Source organism: Enorma massiliensis phI (assembly GCF_000311845.1).
Lineage (GTDB): Bacteria > Actinomycetota > Coriobacteriia > Coriobacteriales > Coriobacteriaceae > Enorma > Enorma massiliensis.
Genome location: NZ_HE978575.1, coordinates 462,056 through 484,231 on the forward strand (window position 1 = coordinate 462,056; position 22,176 = coordinate 484,231).

Genomic DNA, 22,176 nt, shown 5'->3' on the forward strand with positions numbered 1-22,176 from the left:
GGGTCAATATGGGACGGGCCCAAATTGACCGCTTACGGTCAAAACGGGCACGTCCCTAGACCATCAGAAACCCGGTTTTACATGGTCAGACTGACGCAGGGAGACCGGCTCTCACGGTGTCATTCCAATGCAGGGAGAGGAGGCGTGACGTGAACTGGCGCGATTATGCGAAATACGCTCAGCAGAGTATCGACGAGCTTGCGCGGGACTGCGAGGTGCAGGTGTTTCGGTCGAAGGGTCCGGGCGGCCAGGGTGTGAACACCACGGACTCCGCGGTGCGCATGACGCATGTTCCCACGGGCATAACCGTGATCGCGCGCGAGACGCGCAGCCAGTTTCAGAACCGCCAGCTCTGCCTGCAAAAGATTGCGTCGATCCTCAAGCGCCGCGCCCAGCCGCCGCGCGTGCGCAAGAAGACCAAGGTACCCAAGGCCGCACGCGAACGCCGGCTGGCGGATAAGCGCCATCGGTCCCAGTTGAAGCGGCAGCGCGGCCGTGCCGGGGATGAGTGGTAGGAGCGGGTTTGCGAGCCTGGGGTGCTGTGTTCGCTCGACAGTCGTAGCGTCCCGGGCGGCGTGTGCCCCTCGGAATACGGTTTCAGACCTCCGAGATTACTCAATGAGTGCCTCGACTGCCGGGAGTTTGCCTTCATCGAAGGACTTAATCTGGTATGTCGTTTCCAAGTTGAGCCAGAACTCCGGCGTAGTTCCGAGCGCGCGGGAGAGGAGCCAGGCCATCTCGACGGAAATGGCGCGGCGCCCGTGGACGATGTCCGAGATTGCGGACTGTGGCTTGTTGATCGCCTTGGCCAGACGATATTGCGAGATACCCAGGGGCTGAAGGAACTCCTCGAGTAGGATCTCGCCGGGCGTGGAAATGAGGCTGTTAATGGTAGTCACAAAACTCAACCCCTTTTGGTTCTCCGTTTGACCAGGTGAAGCAAAGTCTCCATTGGTCATTTACGCGAATGCTATATTGCCCAAACCGATCGCCTTGAAGGCGCTTGAGCCTGTTATTGGGAGGAATCCGAAGGTCCTGTATCGCGTGCGCAGCGTCGAGCATTTGCAGCTTGCGAAACAGCACTTTTCTGCAATCCGAAGGGATGCGCCTAGGACATGCCCCTCCGTTGCTTTCCCAGAATTGCTGAAGATCTTTGTCGGCAAATTCCATGGCGACTCCAATACTTCTGTTAAACAGTAGTATAGGTGCTCAGACATTCCATTTCAATAATGAAAAGGTGGATGAGCTGATCGGGTATATGCCTAGGAGCGGTTTGGCACTATCCAGCAACGCTAGTACACTTGGATCGCGATGCGGCTATGGAGGCATTTGCGGGATTCCTGAATGATCAGAGCTTGAATGAACAGCAGATTTCATTCGTGAAGCGTGTGGTCAACTATGTGGTTGATAACGGCTATATGGAACCGCAGGCATTGACGCAGCCCCCGCTCGATCGTCCGAAATCGTTTGTCAGGATGTTCTCAACGCAGCAGCAGATGGATTTGTTAACGGCAATTAGAAGCATCAGGGAGAATGCGACCCGACCCGCTGCGTAGGAGGGGTAGAAAAATGACCTCGCTTGGTGCGCTTCATCGTTTCCTAGAGAGGCGTGCGGGGTACTGCTGCCAGATAGTTTACTGTGTCGGCTACTCGTCAAATAGATCGGAATGAGTTCCGGTGCGTGACACGACACGGACGAGTCTGAGTGCCATCTCCGGTTATTCGTTCAATGCGGTAAACATCGTCGACGCTGAGTCATAGGATTCCGCGGGCACCTTCCACGCAAGAATATCGCGGGCTTCGCGCATCGCCGCTTCGGTCTCGCTGTTGTACCGCGGCTACCGAACGTCGAACGGCAGCCCGCCCTCGAGAATCGATTTGTGCAGGAAGATGTTGATTGCTTCAGTGAGAGTCATTCCGAGACTTCCGTAAATTGATTCTGCCTCTGCCTTGATCCGCGGATTGACCCTCATGCTGATCGATGCGATCTTAGCCATTGCTGTTCCGTGCATCGGCATCGCATATTCATTGCATTACTTGCCCGCTTGCGGCAAGTCTGTTCACGATGTGCGGATATTCTTATTCAAAGCGCGCTTGGCTTTTCCAGGCTGAAGGAGAAAGCGGAGTGCATCGGCACAACGTCGAAGGAGAGCCTCCCACGCAGCTTCTCTCAATCCTTCGGATGGCCAGCGGAGCCTCCCTGTGGCGCGGGCTCGACTATGTGGAGCAGGGGCGTGTGAAGAACCTTCGGCCTGTCGGCGAGGGCGCCTTTGACGCCGAGGTGGAGGGCTCCGCAAATCTGCCCTACACCGTCCACGTGGACACTGCGCATGTTCGGCAGTCCTATTGCGACTGCCCGCACGCGGCGGGAACGAGGCGCATTTGCAAGCACATGGTTGCCACGGTGTTCGCGGCCTATCCCCAGCAGATCGGTGCCTTCAAGTGGGAGGTCGAACAGGCGGAGCTGGAATATAAGCGCGAGGAGGAAGCCCATCGCGCGGAGCTCGTCCGTTACGTGAACAGCCTCAAGAAAGACGAGCTTCGCAAGGCCTTGCTTGACGCACTGATCGAGCTGGAGGAGCGCCACGACCGCTGGTGGTAGGGCGCGTGAACACCACCACCTCGCTCTTCCGAGATTCCGTTTGCACGTTCATTCCACTTTTGGGAATATCTTTTTCAACGATACGAAGTACAGCGTTTTGAACGCAGAAAAACCGCAGGATTATGGGAACGTTGGCATGCGGCAAGGCGATCGCGGCAAAAAGATGTTCCCAAAACTGGAACGAGTGGTGTTGGCGGTCCCGTTTGGGAAAGAGCAAGTGTTCGAAGGGGATGCCAGGCGAGCATTTTCCGTTGGCAGCGCCTCGAATCGAGCGCGTCGAGCGACCCGCCAGGTCCCAGCGAGAGGGGAGTAATGCCGTGGTTGCCTCATATGCATCGATGGCCAGCAAGGCGGACCTTCTTGCTGCCGACGCGGCGCGGGATATTGCCCTGTGCGGCCGTTCGCTTCACGTGGACGCTCGGGTCCGCGCGGACCTGGCATCCGCCTGCGCGCACGAACCAACTCCGACGCCGTATTTCGTGCTGGAAGAGCTGCTTGGCAAGCTTGGCCTCACGGCGGATGGCCATCTGCTAGATGTAGGCTGCGGAACGGGCAGGGTTCTCGCCTATGCGGCCTCGCAGCTTCCATGCAGGGCAACGGGCGTGGAGTTGGATGCCCGTCTCGCCAACATCGCCTCATCGTGGTCAGCATCGTCTCCCCAGCTCAGCGTTATCGCTGGCAGCGTGCTTGACATCCCGCTCGCCCTCTATACCTGCTTCTACCTGTTCAATCCGTTCGATACGGCGGTGCTCACGCGTTTCCTCGACAAGGCCGAACGCGAGGCGGCGCGGCCCTTCACGCTCGTCCACATGTCCGATAACGGGGAGTCGTTCGCCTATCTGGGCCGTCCTGGTTGGCGGCTCGTCCGTTCGGGCAGCATTCAGATGTTCCAAACGGCTTCTGGTAGAAGCATCAAGTTCTACGAGTTCCCGCAGCATTATTCCGCCTGGCGTTATGAAGGCGTGAAGTAGATTCGTCCCTGTGCGCTAGAACAAGCAGCTCTCGATCACGTTCTTTCCACGCAGCGTGCCAAGCCACTCGGCGGGAATCCCCTCAATGCCGTATACGATGCCCGCCAGCGCGCCGGCTACGGCGGCGGTGGTGTCGGTATCGTCGCCGAGATTGACGGCGGCGAGCGCGCAGTCTCGGTAGCTGTTCGTTGTGAGCAGGCACCAGAGGGACGCCTCTAGCGTGTCGCGCACGAAGCCTCCGGAGCGCACCTCACGTACAGGGCGCTCGGCGAGCGCAGCATACGGGCCCGCGGCTTCTCGCATCGGGACGCCTGCCGCCAACCGCCGGGCGATCGCTACGAGCTCTACGCATGCTTTAGTCGAGGTGCGGTGCGCGTGTGTGATGGCCGAGACCGCCTCGATGTCCTCGTCTCGCGCATCGGTGAATGCCAAGGGGACCGTGCGCATGAGCGAGCCGTTGCCGTTGTCCCATTCATCCACGCAACCAAAGCCCTGGTCGAGCGCTCGAGCCGTCGCTCCGCCGATGTCGAACAGGCCGTCCACGGTATAGGCGCCCTCGCGGTACCAGCGGCAAAACCGCGTGCGGATGTCTTCTGCGTCCACTCGACCCAGCTCGCGGTAGCTGTCGCAGATGGCAAGCGCCATCGATGTGTCGTCCGACCACGTTCCCGCAGGTTGGTTGTGCGAGCCGTGGCCCACCATGCCTGTGCAGCGAAACGTCCCCCGCGGGCGAAACTCGTACGGCACGCCGAGCGCATCGGCCACTGCCTGTCCGTAGATGCAATCGCGCAGCGTTCCCGCCATGGCGCCTCCCAGCTCGTTGTCTCTGCTCGATAGTCAACCATATCACGCGCGCGGTGTGAGCGGGCATCTTGCGAGCGGACAAACGAAGGCGGGCCCCGAGCGCTGTGCCCGGAGCCCGCATGGTCCTATGGTGTTTGTGCGTGCCGTGGCGTTCGTTTGCTGGCCGCCACGGCAATCGAGTACCGCTCGCTAATCTCTCTTGCGGCGTATGCGCGCGGCGATTGCAGCCCCTGCAAAGGCGAGCGCGCTTCCTGCAGCGGCAACCATCATGGGCAGCGAGAGCGCGTCGCCGGTGGCGGCGAGCTTGCCGCCGTCCTCTTCCGCACGGGATATGTCGGCGTCTGCGCTGGCCCCGGGGCGGTTTCCGCCTTCGCCGGCGCTTTCACCGGAGTCGCTATCGCCTTGCGGGGGAGTGGTCTGGTTTCCGTCCGATGATCCGTTGCCGGGATTATCGCTACCGGGCCCTTCGCCGTTCGAGCCGTTGCCGTCGCCCGAGTCCTCTCCGTCTTCGCCTGCCGGCGGCTGCTCGCCGTTCCCAGAGTCCTCGCCGGATCCGCCTTCGTCTCCATCGCCGCTGGGCTTCTGGTCGCCTCCGTCGCCGTCACCCGACCCATCGCCCGGTTCCTGGCCACCGCCTTCGGGCGGGGTCACCTCGCCGTCGCCGGAGCCATCACCAGGCTCCTCGCCTTCCGAGCCGCCGCCTTCTTCGCCGCCTCCAGGCTCCTCGCCAGCATCACCACCGGCAAGCGCGGTATGCGGGTTCAGCCGCACGTCGTAGGCCACCACGCTAAAGGATGCCGGATCTCCGTCACCCACGTCGCCGGTGAGCTCGAATACCCCGTCGCGCGAGAAACCCACGAGCTGCCCGTCGCGGTAGAGCTCCCACGCCGTCGTGGCGCGTGTGAGCCCGTCGCTCGGCATCGAGGCCGTCACGCGCAGCGCGCTGCCCACGATCTCGACCGTAAGCTCGGGCTCAACCGTGCCGTCTGCGCCCACGATCTCCTCGTACGTCTTCGCCCCGTTGATGATCTGCGCGTCGGTGTTCAGCGAGAAGTATTTCACCTTGCGCGGCATCGAGGGGTACTGCGCGCACCATTCCAGCACCTCGGGCGCTAGGTCGCGCTCGCCGAGCTCGTAGAGGTACTCGGCGAAGTTGTAGCCCGTTCCCATGGTGAAGGCCACGGCCATGCGGTTGTACTTAACGCCCGTGGTGGCATTGCTCGCCAGGTCCTCGATGGTCTTCACGGCAGCTGGGTTGCCGCGCAGGATGCGCAGGGTCGCCCCGTAGGCGCCGTACGTCTCCACATCCGCTGCAATCTCTTCGGTGTAGGGGCTCGCGGAGAAGTCGTAGCCCGCATAATCCCAGTCATCGAAGAAATGCAGGCCGTTCCACCACGTGGTCACATGCGTCCAGATATAGGTGCCCCAAACGTTGTCATTCATCCAGTCGGGCACGTAGTTCGGGTCGGCGGCCATCTGCGCAAGCTCGGCGTCGCGACGCTTGGTGGCGTTCATGGCGTTCACGTGGTAGTACGCCGAGGGGTTGAACGCCGTTCCCGCTGCGCGCGACGCCTCGATGCCGCCGTGGCGCGAGCCGGCGATGGAGTACAGGTTGTTCGTCTCCTCGGCAACCGCGATCACGTTGTTGTCGAGCATGTGGCCGTACTCGTGCGACATGCCCCAGCCGTACATGTCGTCGCCCGAGAGGAACGAGGCGGCCGTGCTCTCCGGCATGTGGAAATAGCGCCCGTAGGCGTACATGGTCGAGGGGCTCGAGACCGTGCGGGTGAACGCCGTGTGCACGCGTGCGGTGGTGATGGCGTTGGGGCCGCTTGCCTCCGCCGGGTCGAACCCGTCGAACGCCCAATAGAACTCAAGCCGGTTCTGGATGGCGGTGTTCGATTTCTCGATATAGGCGATGGCCTCGGCCTCGGACGAGATGCCGGAGTACGCCTTCGCCATGGCGGTCGCGCTCACGGCGAACTGCGCGCTGCCCCGGTCGCCCATCTGGATGAGCGTCATGTCGGCCACCTGGCCCGCCTGTGCCCGCGCGGCGTGCGCGCGGATGTCTTGCACAAAGGTCCAGAAGCGCTCGGGGTGGGCGGGATCGTGCTCGTAGAAGGGGTGTTCGCCCAGGCTCGTGCCCAGGGCGGGGCTGCCGCCGGCCTCGGTGCCGCCCGAGGCGCCCGCGCCGCCCGTGCCGGCAGCACCGTCGGTTGAGGCCGCTTCTGCACCGTCGCCCGCTGCACCCATCGCGACCGCAGCCGCATCCGCCGCCTCGATGCGCACGCGCGCCGCGTTCTCGGTGGAGTCGTTGCGCAGGTAGAGCATGGAACCATAGGTCTTCCCCGTGAGGTCCACGGTAATGCGATTGGCGCCGTTCACCAACCCGCTTTTCTGGCCGAGGTTGAGCGACGGGTAGTTGTTCGTGTCGGTCACGCCCACTTGGCGCCAGGCAACCGAGAGCTTCGAAGGATCGTCGGCATCGACGTAGACCACGATCTCGTTCACCTGGCCGGGTTTGAGGTAGAGCCCCGTGGCATCGAGGTTGTCGAACTGATAGCCCTGCTGGGTGCGCTGCGCCTCGGCCCACGGGTCTCCCAGCTGCGAGAGCTCGCGCACCGTGTCCGCGAGCTCGTCGCGATGCGCGTCGAGATAGGCCGCATGGCGCTCGATGTCCTCGATCTGCTGCAGGCGCACGCGCTTCTCGGGCGTCTCCACGCCAGCGAAGTGCTCCTCTACCGCCGTGCGCAGGCGATCGAGAGCATCGGGCCCTGTGAGCTCGTCGCGCAGCTGGAGGCCGAGGTTGTCGGCGAAGGGGTTGTCGAGCAGGTCGAAAAGCGCAGCTACGTCGGCCGAGGCAAGGGTGATGCGACGCTGGTCGGCGGCGTCGAGGCCCACGGAGGCCGTTTTTTCGGGCGTTCCGGCGTAGCGCACCGAGAGGCGCTCGAGCGCGGCGCGCGCCACCTCGGGCGAGGAGGCGGTTGCCACCACGCCGCCCGCCGGCCACTCGCCCGCGAGCACGACCTCGATCGGGTCGTCCGTGGTGTGTGCCTCCGGCGCGCTCGCGAACGAGAGCGCCGCCCCCTGCGCTAGGCTCACGCGGTCGGTGCCCTCGAAGCGGGCTCGCCCGCCCAGCTCAAGCGATCCGCGGGCGTCTACGCGCACGCCGAACGTGTTGTTGGGGTTGTTGTTGCCGATGGTACCGCCCGTAAAGCTGAGCTCACCGCCCACGAGCACGTGCACCACGCCGTCGCTCGACACATTGGATGAGTTCCCCGCGATGCTGCCGCCGCTCATGCGCACGACTCCCTTGGTCCATACGATGGACTCGGAATAGCTCGTGCGGTTCCCGGTGATGGTGCCCGCGCGCATCTCGAAGGTGCTGCCGCGCTCCACCGCCACGGCGGCGTTGCGCATGGCGAACCCGTTGCGGATCTCGCCGCCGTCTAGTACGAACGTGCCCTCGCGCACATAGACGGCACCCCACGGCTTCCATGAGCACTGAGCGCCCTCGATGGTCGTGCCCGCGCGCATGGTGAAGGTGGACTGCCCGCGCAGGGTGACGACGGCGTCGTTCGAATCGGTCCGCTCGCTGTCGATGACGAGCTTGCCCGTGGCGGGGTCGGCCGCCTCCAGCGTGAGCGAGGCACCATCCGACAAGCGGAACATGCCCGCAGCCTTTCCACCCTCCTGCGGGAATTGCTCCGCACGGGTGACGGTGGTGTCTGCGGTGGCGCGCAGTGTGATGGAGCGGCCCGCGTCGACCGCTACGGGCTCACTGATGCTGAGCGTGCCGGAGACTTCGATGGCGTCGCCGTCCTGTGCGGCCCGGGCTGCTTCGACGAGCGAGTCGTATGCCGTCCGCTCGCCGTTGTGGACGAGGGCGACCGTGCCGACGGAGGCGTCTGCTTCGGAGGTGGGCTCGGCGTCTTCGGCGGGCGCGCTTGTTGCGGCGGCGGGCGCGGTGGCGCCGGCGGAGGCGTCTTCTGCGGGAACGGTGGCAGTCTCGGCGGATGCGTCTTCCGTAGGAGCGGGATCGGCTGAATCGGCAGGCGCGTCTTCCGCGGGTGCGGTGGCGCTGGTCTCGCTTTCGCTATGCTCCTGGGCGCTGTTTTCGTCTGCAAAGGCGAGTGCGGGAGAGACAAGCGCAGCGCCCGCGCTGGGGCCCGAGAGCACAAGGCTCGCGGCAAGGAGGGCGCGCAGGGTTGTAGGGGCTATTCTGCTGTTGGGCATGATGTCCAAATCCTTTCGCATCTTGCGCCCCGTGAGGGGCGTAGCCGCGCTGGGGAATCATTTGAGCGCGGAGGCAGAGTCTGTCTAGGTGCGGAACTTGTATACCCTGGGTAACATTACGAGCGGAAGTCTCCGGGAGCCGAATCCATAGGTTCTGCATCATATGTCGGGGGGCGTCGGCGTGGTGTTCGGAAAGCGCCGGCTCTCGCCTGCTTGACTATCGATAAGAAAGCTTGAGTAGGTAGTCTACCTGCGATGATGCGTTGAAATACGACGCTCTTGCAGCTCTGTTGACGCTTTAGCCAAAAATGTTACCCCTCTTCAGTCATTCCTAAGTATATCGGTCGTAACTAATAGGGAGTTACGGGCAGAAGAGAAGTATCTATCGCTTCGACCCGAGGTGTTGCCTCGGGCAAGAAAGGGGGCGGGCCCATGTGCACGGGCATCCGCTTTACCGGCACCTCAGGTTCCATGTATTTCGGCCGGAACCTCGATTGGACTCAAGGCTATGGCGAGCGCGTGGTGGTGACGCCCCCTGCTGCCGAGGTGCCCGCCGCTTTCGAGCGCCCCGGCGACCTCGATAGCGCGCACGCCCATACGGTGATCGGCATGGGAATCGTGACGGGCGGCGTCCCGCTCTACTTCGATTGCGGTAACGATGCCGGCCTCGCCGTTGCGGGGCTCAACTTCCCGCAGAGCGCGCGCTATGCCGCCCATGCATGCAGCCAGCCGGGTGCGGTGAACGTCGCCGCCTATGAGTTTCCCTTCTGGATTGCTCGCAACTTCTCCTCGCTCGATGAGGTGCGCCGCGCTCTCTCCAAGACTACCGTTGTGGCCAAGCCCGTCTCGTCCGACCTTCCCGTTGCAAACCTGCACTGGATCGTTGCCGACGCCACGGGCAGCATCGTGGTCGAGTGCCTCGAAGACGGCCTTAAGGTGTGGGAGAACGACGTCGACGTGCTCACCAACGAGCCCGATTTCGGCTGGCAGCGAACGAACCTCCGCAACTATCTGGTTCTCACCGATGCCGAGCCCGCCACCGCCACGTGGGATAAGGCGCAGCTTGCTCCCTTCGGGTCGGGCATGGGCATGCAGGGGATTCCAGGGGACTACAGTGGCCCTGCCCGCTTCGTGAAGGCGGCATTTGTGAACAGCCATTATCCGGTGCAAGAGTCCGAAGAGGCGAACGTCACGCGGCTTTTCCGCACGCTCGGCTCGGTCGCCGTGCCCATGGGGGCGGCGCGCATGGCCGACGGATCGTCGGAAATCACCCTGTACACGAGCTGTTTCTCGGCAGAGACGCTCACGTATTACCATGCCACCTATGACGAGCCGGGCATCCGCGCGTACCCGCTCTCCGCATGCGATGTAAGCGGAAGCGAGCCCTTCTTCGCGCCGGCGGCGTAGAACCCCTCTTCGCGCTCTTTTGCTTTGCCGGGGCCGCCGCATGGCCAGCGTGCTATGCGGCGTGGCCCAGCGTGCCCCGGCGCATGCGGGGCGCGGTACCGCCGTGCGGGCCATGTGTGGTCTGCACGGCACCCACTAACCATGTTCGAAAGGCGTACACGTGAATAACAACCAACAGGCGCGGGCTGCGCAGCCCGCCCGGGCCTCTCAGGCCAAAACGATCGCTTCGGCGGCGAATGCGCGGCCTGCGGGCAACTCGGGCGCTGCCTCCGTTGTCGCTCCGGGAGCCGCAGAGAGCCCCGCGACCGCGGCGTCGGCCCCCGCAGGGGCCACCGCGACCGCAGCAGCCCCCGCGACCGCAGTAGCAGCCCCCGCGGCAGCCCCTGCGACCGCAACGGCTCGCTTCTTGATCTTGCCCATCATCGTCCTCATCCTCGCGCAGATGGGTGCGACCGGCGATAACGGGGCGCTCTCGCTGGCGACGGCGTCGCTCACGAGCGAGCTCGGCGCCACCACGGCCCAGATTCAGCTCGCCAACATGATCTATCCGCTCGTAGGCGGTGCATTCATGATCGCGGGCGGTCTTGCCGGCACCATGGTCGGCTGGAAGAAGACCTTCCGCGGCGGCATCCTACTTTGCGCCCTCGGCGAGGTCGTGCTTGCCCTAGCACCCAGCATGGCCGTCTTCATCTGGGGCGGCCGCGTGCTGGTGGGCCTTGGCGCGAGCTTCATGATTCCTTCGGTGCTGGGGCTCATCCCGCTTATCTACCAGGGTCACGATCGCGTGATCGCGTTCGGTGCCATCGGTGCGGCTTCGGGACTTTCTGCGCTGCTCCCCCTTGCGCTCGGCGTGGTCATGCAGGTGGCTGGCATGCACGTTACCTTCCTCGCTCTCGCGGGCTACTTCGCGATCGTGTTCGCCGCGTCGTTCACCCTTCCTGCCATCGAGCAGCCGCGCGAGCGGGCGGGCTTCGACGGTGTGGGCGTCGCTCTGGCTGCGTCGGGCCTGTTCCTCTTGCTCATTGGCCTCTCGAGCATCTCGTCGTGGGGCCTCGTAATGCCTCTCTCCACTGCGCCCTTCACCATCCTGGGCATCTCGCCCGCGCTTCCCATGGCTGCGGCGGGTATCGTGGTTCTCGGCATCCTCGTTGCCTATGAGCGCCGCGTCGAGGCGCGGGGCGGCATCGCGGTGCTGCCGAGTGCGTTCCTCACGACTCCCCAGGTGCGCGCCGGCCTTGTGGCCTGCGCCCTCACCTTCTTCTTTATGGGAGCGCAATCTATTCTCATGGCGCCCTATCTGCAGCTTGTGGCCGGTTGGTCGCCCGTGGCAGTGGGGACCATCTCGATCGTCACCGGCGTTCCCACCTTCGCACTGGCGCTTGGCATCCCCAAGTTCATGCCGCAGGCTAGCCCGCGCCGCGTAATCCAAACCGGTTACGTGGCAATGGCTGCTGCACTCGGCATCATGGCGTTCTCTGTGACCGAGAACGGCGCAAGTGCGCCCCTCGTGTACCTGGGTGCCTTCATGGCGGGCGTGGGCGCGGGTACGGTCTCTGCCCACGCGAGCAACGTGGTGGCGATGGCGCTTCCCGAGCGCGAGGCTTCGCAGTCGGGCGGCATCCAGAGCACGATGCGCAACGTGGGCCAGGCCCTCGGTGTGGCGTTGCTGGGCGCGGTGCTAATCTTCGGGATCACCGGTACGGTTCGAAGCCGTGCTGCGGCGGATGCCTCCATCTCGCCTCGAGTGTCGAGCGCCTTATCGGGTGTGAGCATCGACCTGGTCAGCAACCGGACCTTCGAGGACGAGATCGCGGGAATCCCCATGACCGACGGCGAGCGCAAGGAGCTTGTGTCGATCGAGGCCACGGCGCGCCTCGATGCGGTACGCATGGCATATGCCGTCGGCGGGGCTGTGGTGCTGGCAGGTCTCATCACCACGCCGGCAATCCGGGACGGCGAGCGAAGGGATCCAGCGGGAAGCGCCGGGTCCACTAAGGCGAAGGGCGGTCGCTCCTGACGGGAGATAGCCTGTGCTTTTGAGATGCTCGCCGTTTGACATCACGAGAAGCGCCTCGCTTGGGGCGCTTTTTCATGGCGGGCGTACGATCCTCCGGCAAGGATATGCCTCCTGCGCTCCTCGGTTGCGTCTGCTATGCTGTTCCGCGCATATGCGCTGTTTGCGCCTGCGGGTTCAGTGGGCGAGGGGAGGGGCCACCATGCCGCGAACATCCGATGCGCCGGAAGCCGCGCCTCATGCGGTAGACGGAGCGGCGCCGGGCACAATACCCGGGCCGGACGGCTCTTGGAAGCTAAAGCTCGCCTGCGTGTGGGGCGGAGAGCTCGTTTCGGTGCTCACCAGCTCCATCTTGCAGATGGGGTTCATCTGGCACATCACGCTCACCACGAATTCTGCGAGCATGCTGTCGCTGGCATCGCTCATGGGCTTCCTACCGCTCGCGCTGCTGGGATCTGTCGCGGGTGCGATCGTCGACCGCCTTCCGCTTAAGCGCGTGCTTATCGGGGCCGATCTCTTCATCGCTGCGGTGAGCGCGCTCGTGGCGCTTGCGTCGATGTCCGGCTCCTTGCCGGTGTGGATGGTAATCGTTGCCCTGTTCTTCAGGGCCATCGGAAGCGCGTTTCACACTCCCGCCTTCCAGGCGTTGACCCCGCTTGTGGCTCCGCCTGAGCACCTTACCCGTCTTGCGGGCGTAACGCAGCTTGTGCAATCGGGCGGGTACATCTTGGGAACGGCCGCGGCTGCGGCGATGTACCCGGTGTGGGGACTTACCGCGATGGTCGCGCTTGACGTTGCCGGTGCGCTGTTCGCGAGCGTGGCCGTTCTCGCCGCGCGGTTAAGCGGGCCGCCCGCGGTTCCTGTGGTTCGCGAGGGCCTTGCGACGCAGGTGCGCCAACTCGCTCGTGAGACCGCTGAGGGCTACCGCGTGCTCCGCAGGTATCGAGGGCTTTTCGCCCTGCTGTGGTGCGGGTTTGCCTTCACGCTCGTGTTCTCGCCCATATCGGCGCTCTTTCCCATTATGACGCTCGGCCACTTTGCGGGCACGACGGCCGATGCCGCCCTCGCAGAGGTGGTGTTCTCGGTGGGCATGATCGCGGGCAGCATGCTCTTTCACTCCTTAAATACAAATAGGCCTGCGTTTTGTGTAACGCAGGCCTACTACACAATATCTATGCCCCGGCGGGCTAATAACATTTGATTACTTATTTATGCTGTCTAACTAACTCAATCGCCTCTTTTCCAGATATATGTTCAGGGGTCATTTCCAACATACATAACGGATTCCATTCACGTTCAATCGCTTTGTTACGATTTTCTTCTGTATCATCAGGCGCATATTTAACTGCTAATTTTTAATGGCTTCTCTTTTTCCTTCTTCATCGTGAAGAATGCGAATCGTTCCAAAAACAATGACACTTCTAAAATAAGTTGTGTATTCATCCGGTACTATTTGGTCTTTGTCAATTACGCAAAAAGAGGCTTTCGGATTTTTGACAATAGAGTCTAATTTGTGTCCGGCTTTGGCACTATGAAAATAAATTTTATGTCCATCGTATACATAGCTGAGCGGAACCGCATAGGGATAATCATCATCACCTGATACAGCTAAAACTCCAGATGTTCCCTGATACAATACTTTTTGAGTATCTTCTTTTGAAAGAAGTTGCCTTTTTCGGCGCATTTCTCTAAACATAACAAATCCTCCCTGTGTATTTACTCTGACAAAACAGAGTTGCCTATAATTTTAACAAGTCCTGCTTCCGAACAGGGTAAGCGCATAGATAAAAAATAAGTGTTAACCTCGTATCTCCATAGGCCTATCGATACGAAATCAACACTAAATGCTTCCCCGGCAGCAAGCAAAACATTGTATGATTTTCGCTTAGTATAACATCCTATCCCCCAAAAGTCAATCATGTTTCGGTTCGTCTTGCTCCAATTCAATCACATCCAAAATATCACAATTCAGGGCTTCGCAGATACGAGCCAGCGTTTCCATGCTGATATTTTTGCCTTTACCCATATTGGCTATCATATTTGTTGTAAGACCGGCGGCAATTCGCAAGTCCTCTTTCCTCATATTGCGCTCAACCAGCGTATGTCATAGGGGTTTATAGCTTATGTACATTTATCCCGGTTCCAGGGTTCCTGCTCCCAATATATCAAAATTCTTGCTATCCCACGAACATTTCTTACCACAATCGCCGGTTCCGTCTGAATTGTGCTTTCCTTCCTTCTCTTGATGACATCTACTTAGCCATAAGCGGTTTCATGCTCTGGTTTTTTACTGAAGGCGCATATTTCCACGTATACAGCAAGTGGCGATACTCCTATTAAGGAATACGCCGCTTTACTGTATCGTCCATAAAACTCGTCACATCAAGGCACTTTCAAAAATGGTGTAGTAGTGGTGTAGTAAGCGCCTTTCTGTTTCGTAAAACCATTGATTTTACTGGCTTTTCCGGGACTTTTCAGGATGTTGCCGTGGCAGACGAACAGAATGCGGGTTGCTTGCTCGCTCATAGGGCTCCTTGGTCGTGCAGCTTCGCGCTTGGAAACATTTTCGTGCCTCCCGCGAGGACGCCTCGAAGTATACGATAATGGTTCGCGCATGGGGCGAGGCGCCCTATCGTCTTCTGTGTTCAGAGCTCTACAGAGCAGGCCAATGGATAGGGAGTACGTAATGGTCAAGGGCGTCATCTTCGACATGGACGGGCTCATGTTCGACACCGAGCCCGTATGGGGAGAAAACCTAAAGCCGGCGACCGATGCTTTGGGCCTCGCCTATAAGCCCGGACTCTCGGACGCGGTGCGCGGTACCGCGGGAGGTGAGTTCGCGAAGGTTGTTCACGCGTGGTACGACGAGAGCGTCGACGCGGATGAGCTCTGGGATGTTTGGCATGCGATCGTGGAGGAGCACCTGCGCGCCGGGGTGGAGAAGAAGCCCGGCCTCGATGAGCTCCTCGCGTATCTGGGAGAGCAGGGCATACCCGCGGCGGTGGCGTCTTCTTCGCCGGCGAGCCAGATCGCGCAGAACCTTGAGAACGCGGGCGTTTCTGCGTGCTTTTCTGCCACGGTGTCCGGGCTTGAGGTTGAGCACGCCAAGCCGGAGCCCGACGTGTTCCTTCGCGCGGCAGAACTCTTAGGGTGCGATGCGCACGAGGCGCTCGTGCTCGAGGATTCTTTCAACGGCGTGCGCGCCGGCGCCGCAGGCGGCTTCATCACCATCATGGTGCCCGACTTGGTGCAGCCGGATGACGAGATGCGCGCCCTGGCGACGCGCATCTGCCGGGACCTCTTCGAGGTGCGCGATCTGTTGCATGCAGGTGCTATCGGCTAAGAAACGCCGGAGTCCTTTTCGAGAGGTATCCATCTAGCGAGAAGCCGGGCCAGACTCCTTCGAGCCTGGCCCGGCTTCGTGCGGGCACGCCGGGAGCCACGCCAGGCGACCGGGACCCGTCATTCGCCCAGCTGGTTCCGGCTACACGCGCTCTGCGAGATCGAGTACCAGGCGCTCCGTTTTCTCCCAGCCGAGGCATGGGTCGGTGATGGACTTGCCGTACACGCCGCCGTCGATGGGCTGGTTGCCGTCTTCCAGGTAACTTTCCACCATGAAGCCCTTGATGAGATGACGGATCTGCTCCGAGCGGCGCATGGAATCTGCAACCTCGTGGCTGATGCGGATCTGCTCGAAGGGGCGCTTGCCCGAATTGTCGTGGTTGCAGTCCACGATAACCGCAGGGTTGACGAAATCTGCCTCGGTGTACTTTTCTGCCAGGCGCTCCAGGTATTCATAATGGTAGTTGGGGTAGTTGAGCCCGTCCTCGCCGATATAGCCACGCAGCACGGCGTGCGCGAGCGGGTTGCCCGTGGTCTCGACCTCCCAGTTGCGGAAGATGAAGGTCTGCGGCTGCTGCGCCGCGTAGATGGAGTTGAGCATGACGCTCGTGGATCCTCCGGTGGGGTTCTTCATGCCGACGGGCATGGGAACGCCCGAAGCCACGAGGCGGTGCTCCTGGTTCTCTACCGAGCGCGCGCCCACGGCGATGTAGCCAAGCACATCGATGAGGTACTGGTAGTTGGTGGGGTAGAGCATCTCGTCGGCGGTGAACATGCCAGTTTCCTCCGCAACGCGCAGGTGCATGCGGCGGATGGCCTTGACGCCGCCCAAGAGGTCGCTCGGGCCCTCGGGGTCGGGGTTGTGCAGGAGCCCCTTGTAGCCCGTGCCCTTGGTGCGCGGCTTGTTGGTGTAGACGCGCGGTACGATGAAGAGGCGCTCGCTCACGCGCTCGGCAAGCTTCGCCAGGCGGCCGGCGTATTCGAGCACGGAGTCCTCGCGGTCGGCGGAGCACGGGCCGATGATGACGAGCTTGCGGTCGTCCTTGCCCGTGAGAATGTCGGCCACCTGCGCGTCGAACGCCGGCTTCTTCGCCGCGGTCTCGGCAGAAAGCGGCATCTCCTCGCGGATCTCCTTGGGGATGGGCAGCAGGCGCTTGAACTTCATGGACATATCGACCCCTAACCTTGCATGGGCGGGCGCGCCGTTGCGGTGATCGCTGGCGCGATGGCCCGCCCGTTGATATTCAGGTGGGGTCTATTATGAGGCCGCGCCGCAGGAAACGCGCGCGAAACGCCGCCGTAACGCAGTTGTTACCGTGATCGGGACGGCGAGGGAGCTAGGTTTAGAAGTGTTTTCAACTTTTGGGCACTTAAACGGAGATCTGCTGAGTAGCGACATATTGGCCAAGCCTCTGACCTGCGATTATGGTAACGAGGGATCGCTTTATACTTGGACATTCAGGAATCAAGTGCCCAAAAGTTGCAAAAGCGAGCCCCGCGCCTTGGCCGAAGCCGTGACGCGGGGCGGATTGCGCATGCGGCGCGCTCATTTCGGATATGGCGGGGCGGTTTTTTCTCACTCCGCAAGCAGATGCGCGTACTCCGCGTGCTTCTCGAACCACCGAACGGCGTACGAGCATGAGGGGTGGGCGCGCCGCCCGCTCTTCTCGAGCTCGGCTGCTGCACGGGAGAGCAGCTCGCCCGCGATGCCCTGCCCGCGCAGCGATCCGTCTACAAAGGTGTGGTTGATGTCCACGATGCCATCGCCGCAGCTTGGAAAGGTAACCTCGCCGAGTACGGTGCCATCATCTGCGAGGTACTGAACGTCGTTCTCATGGGTGGCGTAAGGCATGGAGCCTCCTCAGATAGTTTGCAGCGCGCCCTGCGGATTCGGTCGCGCGGGCTCGTTAAATGTGCAGCTAGTCGATATGGTAAGCGTAGTCTGTCTTGCGCGGGGCGGCTTCCGGCGCGGGCTCGGCGGCATGGCCTACGATGCAGTTGCCGATGCCCTCGTATGCGTCGGCATCGATGCCCAGGCCCTCCAAGATGGCGCGGCCCTCGGGTGCTTCGAACTCTTCCTTCGCGAGATGGATCCAGCAGCTGCCAAGGCCCAGCTCATGGGCAGCGTTCAGCATGTTTCCCATCACCAGGCTGCCGTCGTACACGTGCGTGCCCACATCCTTGCGTGCGAGCACCACGAGCACGGCGGGCGCCCCGTAGAACGGGTCGTCTTCACTGTCCATGACGCGCGCGTTGATGCGCGAAAGCCGGTCGCGCACCTCTTTGTTCGTGATGGCGACGATGATGGGGGATTGGCGCCCCATGCCGGTGGGGGCGTAGGTTCCCGCCTCGATGATCTGGTCGAGGAGCTCCGGTGCGACGGGCTCGCTGGTGTAGGCCCGGCAGCTCCGCCGCGTTTTGAGTGCTTCAAGCGTGTTCATGGTGCCTCCTTGCTCGTGGGATGTCCCCCTAGTTGTACCCGAAGGAGCCGGCGGGCAATCGGCGCGAGCCGGGGCTTAGCGAGCAGACGGCGGGAATCGGTGCGAGCCGGGTCTTGGCGAGCAGCCAGCGGGAATCGGCGCCCGTGGGGTACAGGCCGGCGCTACGATGCCGCGCCCTCGTTCACGACGCGTTCGTAGCGCGCGTAGGCCTCGTCCCAGGAGCGGTAGGCGCTCTCGCCGGAATGGTCGGGCAGCTGGTAGCTGTTCCGCAATATCTCGACGAGCTTCGCGGTTGCCTTCTGCGCGCCCTGGAGGTTCAGGTGATCGCCCCCGTCGAAGGTATCGGTCGACCAGTCGATCTGAGCGCGGTTCTTGCCCGTGTTGAGATCGATGTAATCGACGTCGAGCTCGCCTGCAAGCTGCTGCACGCAGTTGTGGCGCTTCATATTCCAGTTCACGGTGCTCGGCGTGCTCACGAGCACGAGCTTGATGTCGTGGCTACGGCAGACGTCTGCGATTTGCTCCAGGTACCAGCGGTTGAGCGACCGAATGGACTCGCTGTCCATCGTGGGCGTCATGTAGGACGAGTCGTCGGCAGCGCTAACGCCCGTCTTGAGGCGATAGCCTTTGAAGTCGTCGGTGCCGATGGAGAAGGGGGCAGCCGTGAGGTCGTCGGGCCGTAGCGTCTTCCACCGGTTGTGGTATTCAAGCACGGGGAGGGCGTCGTTTGCGGTCTGGCGCGCCACCGTGCCCGGCGTGACCGCGCGGAACAGGCAGTTGGTCTCGAGGACCACGATCTTGGGGCGCTGGCAGCCGAGGACGCGGTTGAGCATGGAGAGGGTGAGCGGCAGGCGCTGGGCACCCGTGGCGCTGATGTACGAGGCGATGCCGTGGTCGCGCCAGAGCTCGAGGGGCGTGATGGCGCAGTAGGTTTCGGAATCGCCAAGAAATAGCAGGTCGACGGAGTTTTCCGGCTCGGCGAAGATGCCGTGGGCGGCTTCGTAGTTATTGGGGCCGTGCGCATCTTGGTTGTGTTTGGGCAGCACGATGCGCGATATGCCGGCGAGCGCTATGACGAGCGCGGCGGCGGTGACGGCGAGGCGCAGGGCGATGTGCCTGAGCTCGGGCGAAGGTTTGCTGAGTGGCATGGGTTCCTTTCGGTATGGATAGGGCGGGGCTTGGGAACGCGATAAGGCGGGTGAGGCGCCACGGCAGGCAGCGCGCTAGGAGGGGGCAGCGCGCTAGGAGGCGGCAGGGCGCCGAGGAGCGCGGGCGCCGAGAGCGGGCGAGGGTGCCTACGCGTGCCGGCTCCGCGCGGCATCACGTTCCGGCGAGCTGCTTGGCGTAGCGCGCGTACGCGTCGTTCCAAGAGGCATATGCCTTCTCGTTCGCATGGCTCGGCACCTGGTACGTAGCGCGCAGGATCTCGCCAAGCTTGCTCGTGACCTTTTGGGCGCCGTAGATATTGAGATGGTCGCCTTTGTCGCAGGTATCGGTGGCCCAGTCGATCTCGACGCGCTGGCTGCCCATGTTGAGGTCGATGTAATCGATGCCCAGCTCGCCCGCTAGAAGCTGGGTGCGGTTATGGCGCGCCGTGTTCCAGTTCACCGTACTCGGCGTGCTCACGAGCACGAGCCTGGTGCCGTTATCACGGCAGATCCTCGCAATGCTGCGCAGGTACAGTTCGCTCAGGCGCGGCATCGGCGCCAGTTCATCGGTAGGGGCCATGTAGCCGGAAGGGTCTGCGGCAACTGTGTCTTTCTTGATGCGAAAGCCCTTGAGCTCGTGCGTCCAGGTGACCTGGGGCGAATAGACGAGGTCCTCCGCGCGCAGCTTCTTCCAGCGGTTGTGGTATTCGAACACCGGGAACTTGTCTTGGAGGGCGCGGTTGAGCGCGAACCCCGGTCGGAACGGGCGGAAGAGGCAGTTGGTTTCGAGGACCACGACCTTAGGATGCTGCTTGCTCAGCGCGCTCAACAGCAGGGAGCGGGTGAGCGGGAGTATCTGTCCGCTCGTGCCGCATACGTAGGAGGTGATGCCCTGTTCGCCCCAAAGCTGCAGGGGCGAGATGGAGCAAAACGACTCGGAGTCTCCCAGAACGAGGACGTCGATGCTGTCGCGCGGCTCGCCGAGCACGCCGTGGGCCTCGGGATCGCTCTGACCGAATTCGGCCTGGTTGTTCTTCGGCTGCACGATGCGCGACACCGCGGCAAGGAGGCCGCAGAGCACGATGCCGGTAACGACGAGACGAAGCGCGATGCGCATGTGCCGCGCCGCCTGCTGTTGGGTGCGCCCCGTGGCGGGCGTTGTTGCGTTATGAAGCATGGGACCTCCTATCAGCCGCTGTCGTGCCCGGCGGGACCTGTTGCCTGCCGGTACTGATGCTTGCTAGAACGATGCGTACATGGGGTCGACGGGAACATAGCCCGTTCCATAGGCGCCGAACACCACGATGGCAAGGATGAGGGCGCAGCCAAGTACCCAGCGCACGTTGAAGTTCTGCCACCAGGCGAGGGCGAAGCGGGTGGCTGCGGTGTTCGCGGTGGCTGCCGCCGGCATGCCCGCGTGTCCTGCCGGGGTGGCGGAGGCGGCAGGGTCGTGCTGGGCGCGCTCCCTCAGCAGTCCAACGACGAAGAGCACTGCGATCGCGATGCCGACGCAGGCAAAATCGGCGCCGTCCATACCGAGCTTGAGCACGGTGCCGTCGGCGAACGATGCGAGCGAGAACTGGCCAAAGAGCCGCCTCAGCATGCCGAGCGCCGCCCATCCGCCATCGGCGCGGAAGATGAGCTCTCCGCAAAAGACGATCGCGAGCGTGCGCGCGTGCTGGAAGGCGCGGTACGGGAGCGCCGAGCGGTCGATCCCCAGGCGCTCGCAGATGGACTGCGCGATCGGCTCAGCGAAGCCGCCGAGCCAGATGACCGCGAACCAGAACAGTCCGAACAACACGTACTGCCCGCCCGCGCCGTGCCAGAGGCCGTTGCCGAGCCACACGGCGAGGAGCGCCACGCCGCTCGCGGCCACCGGCCCCATGCGATTGCCCAGGAGATGCCGCGCCGAGGTGGTCAGGCGCTTCACCGGCTTGCTGAGCGATACGGGGTAGAACACGTAGTCGCGAAACCACGTGCCCAGGGTGATGTGCCAGCGCTGCCAGAATTCGGATGCGGTGCGCGAGAAGAAGGGCTGGCGGAAGTTCTCGGGCAGGCGCACGCCGAAGATGCGTCCCGTGCCCACCACGAAATCCATCGTGCCCGAGAAATCGCAGTACAGCTGGATGGTGTAGAGCACCGCGGCGAGGGCGATGATGCCGCCGTCGTAGGACTCATATGAGGCAAAGACGGTCTTCACCAGCAGATTCACCCGATCGGCAACGATAAGCTTCTTCGCCGCGCCCCAAAGGATGCGCTGGCTTCCCGATACGAGGTTCTCCCAGGTGATGCCGTGGCCCGCCCAGAGCGCTTGCGCCGTCTGGCCGTAGCGGCAGATGGGCCCCTCCATGATCTGGGGGAAGAACGCCATGAAGAGCGCCAAGCGGCACAGGTTGCGATCGGCGGTGACGCTCTGGCGATACACGTCCACGAGGTACGAGACGGCCTGCAGCGTGTAGAAGGAGATGCCGATGGGCGCCGCGATTGCCGCGGGTGCTGCCCAGCCGATCCCCAGGTGGGTGAGGAGCGGGGCGGCGAGCGGAGCGAGCAGGCGGTGCGCGAACACCACGTATTTGAAGGCGAAGAGCATTCCAAGGTTGACCGCCGCACCCGCCGCCATGATGAGGCGCATGCGCCTCGCATAGCTTTGCTTGACCGCCTTGCGGTTGGCGCCCGGAGCCCGCAGGGCCTCGCCGCGCTGCTTGATCTCGCGATCGAGCGCAAGGCCGCAGAGCCAGATGGTCACGGTCGACGCCAAAAGGAAGGCGAGCAGCTTTCCGCTGATGGCCCAGAAGGTGACATAGCTAGCGGCGAGAAGCACGGCCCAGCGCGCCCGGCGCGGCATGACCTGGTAGGCGACCGCCGTGCCGGGCAGGATGAGCCCGAGCATCGTCAAAGAGAAGTACGAAGTCATGAGAGCCCCGGCACCTCGCTAAAAGCCAGCTTCGCGCAGGCGCTGCACCATGTTCCACATGCCCTCGAGGGAGTTGAAGTTAGCGGGCACGATCTCCACGGCGGGGATGGTGATGTCGAAGGCATCCTCGAGCTCCGAGACGAGCGTGATGATGGTGAGCGAGTCGAGTTCGCGCGTGTCGACGAGGTCGTGGCGCGTGCGGTAATCGATACCGGGCTTGAGTTCGTTCAAGATGTCGAGAATTGCGTCCATGATGGTCCTTTCTTAGTTGTAGCCCAGCGCGCTTGTTGCGCCGGG

The 22,176-nt window shown here is 62.7% G+C and carries 22 protein-coding genes and 1 pseudogene; 8 read left to right on the forward strand and 15 right to left on the reverse strand.

Going from position 1 to position 22,176, the window contains the following annotated elements:
• Nucleotides 1–149 precede the first annotated feature (149 nt).
• Nucleotides 150–515, forward strand: a complete 366-nt coding sequence (locus HGEM_RS08725) for a peptide chain release factor-like protein (protein WP_019129051.1) — start codon at nt 150–152, stop codon at nt 513–515.
• A gap of 96 nt (nt 516–611) precedes the next feature.
• Here the strand turns inward: HGEM_RS08725 and HGEM_RS08730 are convergent, their stop codons facing one another.
• Together HGEM_RS08730 and HGEM_RS10130 are read right to left on the reverse strand one after the other, a co-directional pair.
• Nucleotides 612–899, reverse strand: a complete 288-nt coding sequence (locus HGEM_RS08730; RefSeq protein WP_019129052.1) for a HigA family addiction module antitoxin — start codon at nt 897–899, stop codon at nt 612–614.
• Nucleotides 886–1,170, reverse strand: coding sequence for a type II toxin-antitoxin system RelE/ParE family toxin (locus HGEM_RS10130; protein ID WP_081580893.1), 285 nt, complete (start codon nt 1,168–1,170; stop codon nt 886–888). The genes HGEM_RS08730 and HGEM_RS10130 overlap by 14 nt, the downstream gene beginning before the upstream one ends.
• A gap of 149 nt (nt 1,171–1,319) precedes the next feature.
• Here HGEM_RS10130 and HGEM_RS08735 point away from each other — a divergent pair, with 149 nt between their 5' ends.
• Nucleotides 1,320–1,556 (forward strand): type I restriction-modification enzyme R subunit C-terminal domain-containing protein, encoded by a 237-nt coding sequence (locus HGEM_RS08735; RefSeq protein WP_230197258.1) that lies wholly within the window; start codon nt 1,320–1,322, stop codon nt 1,554–1,556.
• 282 nt (nt 1,557–1,838) lie between these two features.
• Here the strand turns inward: HGEM_RS08735 and HGEM_RS10520 are convergent, their stop codons facing one another.
• Nucleotides 1,839–1,997 (reverse strand): type II toxin-antitoxin system RelB/DinJ family antitoxin, encoded by a 159-nt coding sequence (locus tag HGEM_RS10520; RefSeq protein ID WP_019129054.1) that lies wholly within the window; start codon nt 1,995–1,997, stop codon nt 1,839–1,841.
• 128 nt (nt 1,998–2,125) lie between these two features.
• Here HGEM_RS10520 and HGEM_RS08745 point away from each other — a divergent pair, with 128 nt between their 5' ends.
• Together HGEM_RS08745 and HGEM_RS08750 are read left to right on the forward strand one after the other, a co-directional pair.
• Nucleotides 2,126–2,602 (forward strand): SWIM zinc finger family protein, encoded by a 477-nt coding sequence (locus HGEM_RS08745; RefSeq protein WP_195891259.1) that lies wholly within the window; start codon nt 2,126–2,128, stop codon nt 2,600–2,602.
• 317 nt (nt 2,603–2,919) lie between these two features.
• The gene (locus HGEM_RS08750; RefSeq protein WP_019129056.1) at nt 2,920–3,573 is read left to right on the forward strand and encodes a class I SAM-dependent methyltransferase; all 654 of its coding nucleotides are present in this window, start codon (nt 2,920–2,922) and stop codon (nt 3,571–3,573) included.
• A 15-nt stretch (nt 3,574–3,588) separates the two neighbouring features.
• On the opposite strand, the gene HGEM_RS08755 is transcribed toward HGEM_RS08750, so the two are convergent.
• Both HGEM_RS08755 and HGEM_RS08760 read right to left on the reverse strand, forming a co-directional pair.
• Nucleotides 3,589–4,377 carry an ADP-ribosylglycohydrolase family protein gene (locus HGEM_RS08755; protein WP_019129057.1) on the reverse strand — a complete coding sequence of 263 codons (789 nt, stop codon included), beginning with the start codon at nt 4,375–4,377 and terminating at the stop codon, nt 3,589–3,591.
• 189 nt (nt 4,378–4,566) lie between these two features.
• Nucleotides 4,567–8,634, reverse strand: coding sequence for a M60 family metallopeptidase (locus tag HGEM_RS08760; RefSeq protein WP_230197259.1), 4,068 nt, complete (start codon nt 8,632–8,634; stop codon nt 4,567–4,569).
• Nucleotides 8,635–9,045: 411 nt separating this feature from the next.
• Here HGEM_RS08760 and bsh point away from each other — a divergent pair, with 411 nt between their 5' ends.
• The 3 genes from bsh to HGEM_RS08780 all read left to right on the forward strand — a co-directional run bounded on the left by bsh (nt 9,046) and on the right by HGEM_RS08780 (nt 13,235).
• Entirely contained in the window at nt 9,046–10,020 is a 975-nt protein-coding gene (bsh, locus tag HGEM_RS08765; RefSeq protein ID WP_019129059.1) for a choloylglycine hydrolase, read from the forward strand.
• Nucleotides 10,021–10,180: 160 nt separating this feature from the next.
• A complete protein-coding gene (locus tag HGEM_RS08775; protein WP_230197260.1) occupies nt 10,181–12,037 on the forward strand; it encodes an MFS transporter in 1,857 nt (618 codons plus the stop codon).
• Between the two features lie 199 nt (nt 12,038–12,236).
• Entirely contained in the window at nt 12,237–13,235 is a 999-nt protein-coding gene (locus HGEM_RS08780) for an MFS transporter (RefSeq protein ID WP_019129062.1), read from the forward strand.
• A 4-nt stretch (nt 13,236–13,239) separates the two neighbouring features.
• Here the strand turns inward: HGEM_RS08780 and HGEM_RS10135 are convergent.
• From HGEM_RS10135 to HGEM_RS10385, 3 genes and pseudogenes are all read right to left on the reverse strand, one after another.
• Nucleotides 13,240–13,730: pseudogene (locus tag HGEM_RS10135) on the reverse strand (pyridoxamine 5'-phosphate oxidase family protein).
• 216 nt (nt 13,731–13,946) lie between these two features.
• Nucleotides 13,947–14,132: a helix-turn-helix domain-containing protein gene (locus HGEM_RS10140; RefSeq protein ID WP_338081897.1), complete on the reverse strand. Its 186-nt coding sequence runs from the start codon at nt 14,130–14,132 to the stop codon at nt 13,947–13,949.
• A gap of 284 nt (nt 14,133–14,416) precedes the next feature.
• Nucleotides 14,417–14,560 (reverse strand): hypothetical protein, encoded by a 144-nt coding sequence (locus tag HGEM_RS10385; RefSeq protein ID WP_195891260.1) that lies wholly within the window; start codon nt 14,558–14,560, stop codon nt 14,417–14,419.
• Between the two features lie 160 nt (nt 14,561–14,720).
• On the opposite strand from HGEM_RS10385, the gene HGEM_RS08785 reads away from it, so the two are divergent.
• The gene (locus HGEM_RS08785) at nt 14,721–15,377 is read left to right on the forward strand and encodes an HAD family hydrolase (RefSeq protein WP_019129064.1); all 657 of its coding nucleotides are present in this window, start codon (nt 14,721–14,723) and stop codon (nt 15,375–15,377) included.
• 141 nt (nt 15,378–15,518) lie between these two features.
• Here HGEM_RS08785 and HGEM_RS08790 read toward each other — a convergent pair whose 3' ends face one another.
• The 7 genes from HGEM_RS08790 to HGEM_RS08820 form a co-directional block, all read right to left on the reverse strand.
• Nucleotides 15,519–16,547: a 3-deoxy-7-phosphoheptulonate synthase gene (locus HGEM_RS08790; RefSeq protein ID WP_019129065.1), complete on the reverse strand. Its 1,029-nt coding sequence runs from the start codon at nt 16,545–16,547 to the stop codon at nt 15,519–15,521.
• 405 nt (nt 16,548–16,952) lie between these two features.
• On the reverse strand, nt 16,953–17,228 hold the full coding sequence (locus HGEM_RS08795) for a GNAT family N-acetyltransferase (RefSeq protein WP_019129066.1): 276 nt from the start codon (nt 17,226–17,228) through the stop codon (nt 16,953–16,955).
• Nucleotides 17,229–17,295: 67 nt separating this feature from the next.
• A complete protein-coding gene (locus tag HGEM_RS08800) occupies nt 17,296–17,817 on the reverse strand; it encodes a nitroreductase (protein ID WP_019129067.1) in 522 nt (173 codons plus the stop codon).
• A gap of 161 nt (nt 17,818–17,978) precedes the next feature.
• Nucleotides 17,979–18,965, reverse strand: a complete 987-nt coding sequence (locus tag HGEM_RS08805) for a hypothetical protein (RefSeq protein WP_019129068.1) — start codon at nt 18,963–18,965, stop codon at nt 17,979–17,981.
• 172 nt (nt 18,966–19,137) lie between these two features.
• On the reverse strand, nt 19,138–20,142 hold the full coding sequence (locus tag HGEM_RS08810; RefSeq protein WP_019129069.1) for a hypothetical protein: 1,005 nt from the start codon (nt 20,140–20,142) through the stop codon (nt 19,138–19,140).
• 63 nt (nt 20,143–20,205) lie between these two features.
• Complete coding sequence (locus HGEM_RS08815; protein ID WP_019129070.1) at nt 20,206–21,879, reverse strand: MBOAT family O-acyltransferase; 1,674 nt, start codon at nt 21,877–21,879, stop codon at nt 20,206–20,208.
• A gap of 18 nt (nt 21,880–21,897) precedes the next feature.
• The gene (locus HGEM_RS08820; protein ID WP_019129071.1) at nt 21,898–22,131 is read right to left on the reverse strand and encodes a phosphopantetheine-binding protein; all 234 of its coding nucleotides are present in this window, start codon (nt 22,129–22,131) and stop codon (nt 21,898–21,900) included.
• Between the last annotated feature and the right edge of the window lie 45 nt (nt 22,132–22,176).

What these genes read in the sequence shown, in the direction of transcription:
- HGEM_RS08755 (WP_019129057.1), bottom strand. Translation starts at nt 4,377, where the DNA reads ATGGCGGGAACGCTGCGCGATTGCATCTACGGACAGGCAGTGGCCGAT.
- HGEM_RS08735 (WP_230197258.1), top strand. Translation starts at nt 1,320, where the DNA reads ATGGAGGCATTTGCGGGATTCCTGAATGATCAGAGCTTGAATGAACAG.
- HGEM_RS08785 (WP_019129064.1), top strand. Translation starts at nt 14,721, where the DNA reads ATGGTCAAGGGCGTCATCTTCGACATGGACGGGCTCATGTTCGACACC.
- HGEM_RS08760 (WP_230197259.1), bottom strand. Translation starts at nt 8,634, where the DNA reads ATGCGAAAGGATTTGGACATCATGCCCAACAGCAGAATAGCCCCTACA.
- HGEM_RS10130 (WP_081580893.1), bottom strand. Translation starts at nt 1,170, where the DNA reads ATGGAATTTGCCGACAAAGATCTTCAGCAATTCTGGGAAAGCAACGGA.
- HGEM_RS08795 (WP_019129066.1), bottom strand. Translation starts at nt 17,228, where the DNA reads ATGCCTTACGCCACCCATGAGAACGACGTTCAGTACCTCGCAGATGAT.
- HGEM_RS08790 (WP_019129065.1), bottom strand. Translation starts at nt 16,547, where the DNA reads ATGTCCATGAAGTTCAAGCGCCTGCTGCCCATCCCCAAGGAGATCCGC.
- HGEM_RS08800 (WP_019129067.1), bottom strand. Translation starts at nt 17,817, where the DNA reads ATGAACACGCTTGAAGCACTCAAAACGCGGCGGAGCTGCCGGGCCTAC.
- HGEM_RS08780 (WP_019129062.1), top strand. Translation starts at nt 12,237, where the DNA reads ATGCCGCGAACATCCGATGCGCCGGAAGCCGCGCCTCATGCGGTAGAC.
- HGEM_RS08820 (WP_019129071.1), bottom strand. Translation starts at nt 22,131, where the DNA reads ATGGACGCAATTCTCGACATCTTGAACGAACTCAAGCCCGGTATCGAT.
- HGEM_RS08815 (WP_019129070.1), bottom strand. Translation starts at nt 21,879, where the DNA reads ATGACTTCGTACTTCTCTTTGACGATGCTCGGGCTCATCCTGCCCGGC.
- HGEM_RS08805 (WP_019129068.1), bottom strand. Translation starts at nt 18,965, where the DNA reads ATGCCACTCAGCAAACCTTCGCCCGAGCTCAGGCACATCGCCCTGCGC.
- HGEM_RS10520 (WP_019129054.1), bottom strand. Translation starts at nt 1,997, where the DNA reads ATGGCTAAGATCGCATCGATCAGCATGAGGGTCAATCCGCGGATCAAG.
- HGEM_RS10385 (WP_195891260.1), bottom strand. Translation starts at nt 14,560, where the DNA reads ATGAGCGAGCAAGCAACCCGCATTCTGTTCGTCTGCCACGGCAACATC.
- HGEM_RS08810 (WP_019129069.1), bottom strand. Translation starts at nt 20,142, where the DNA reads ATGCTTCATAACGCAACAACGCCCGCCACGGGGCGCACCCAACAGCAG.
- bsh (WP_019129059.1), top strand. Translation starts at nt 9,046, where the DNA reads ATGTGCACGGGCATCCGCTTTACCGGCACCTCAGGTTCCATGTATTTC.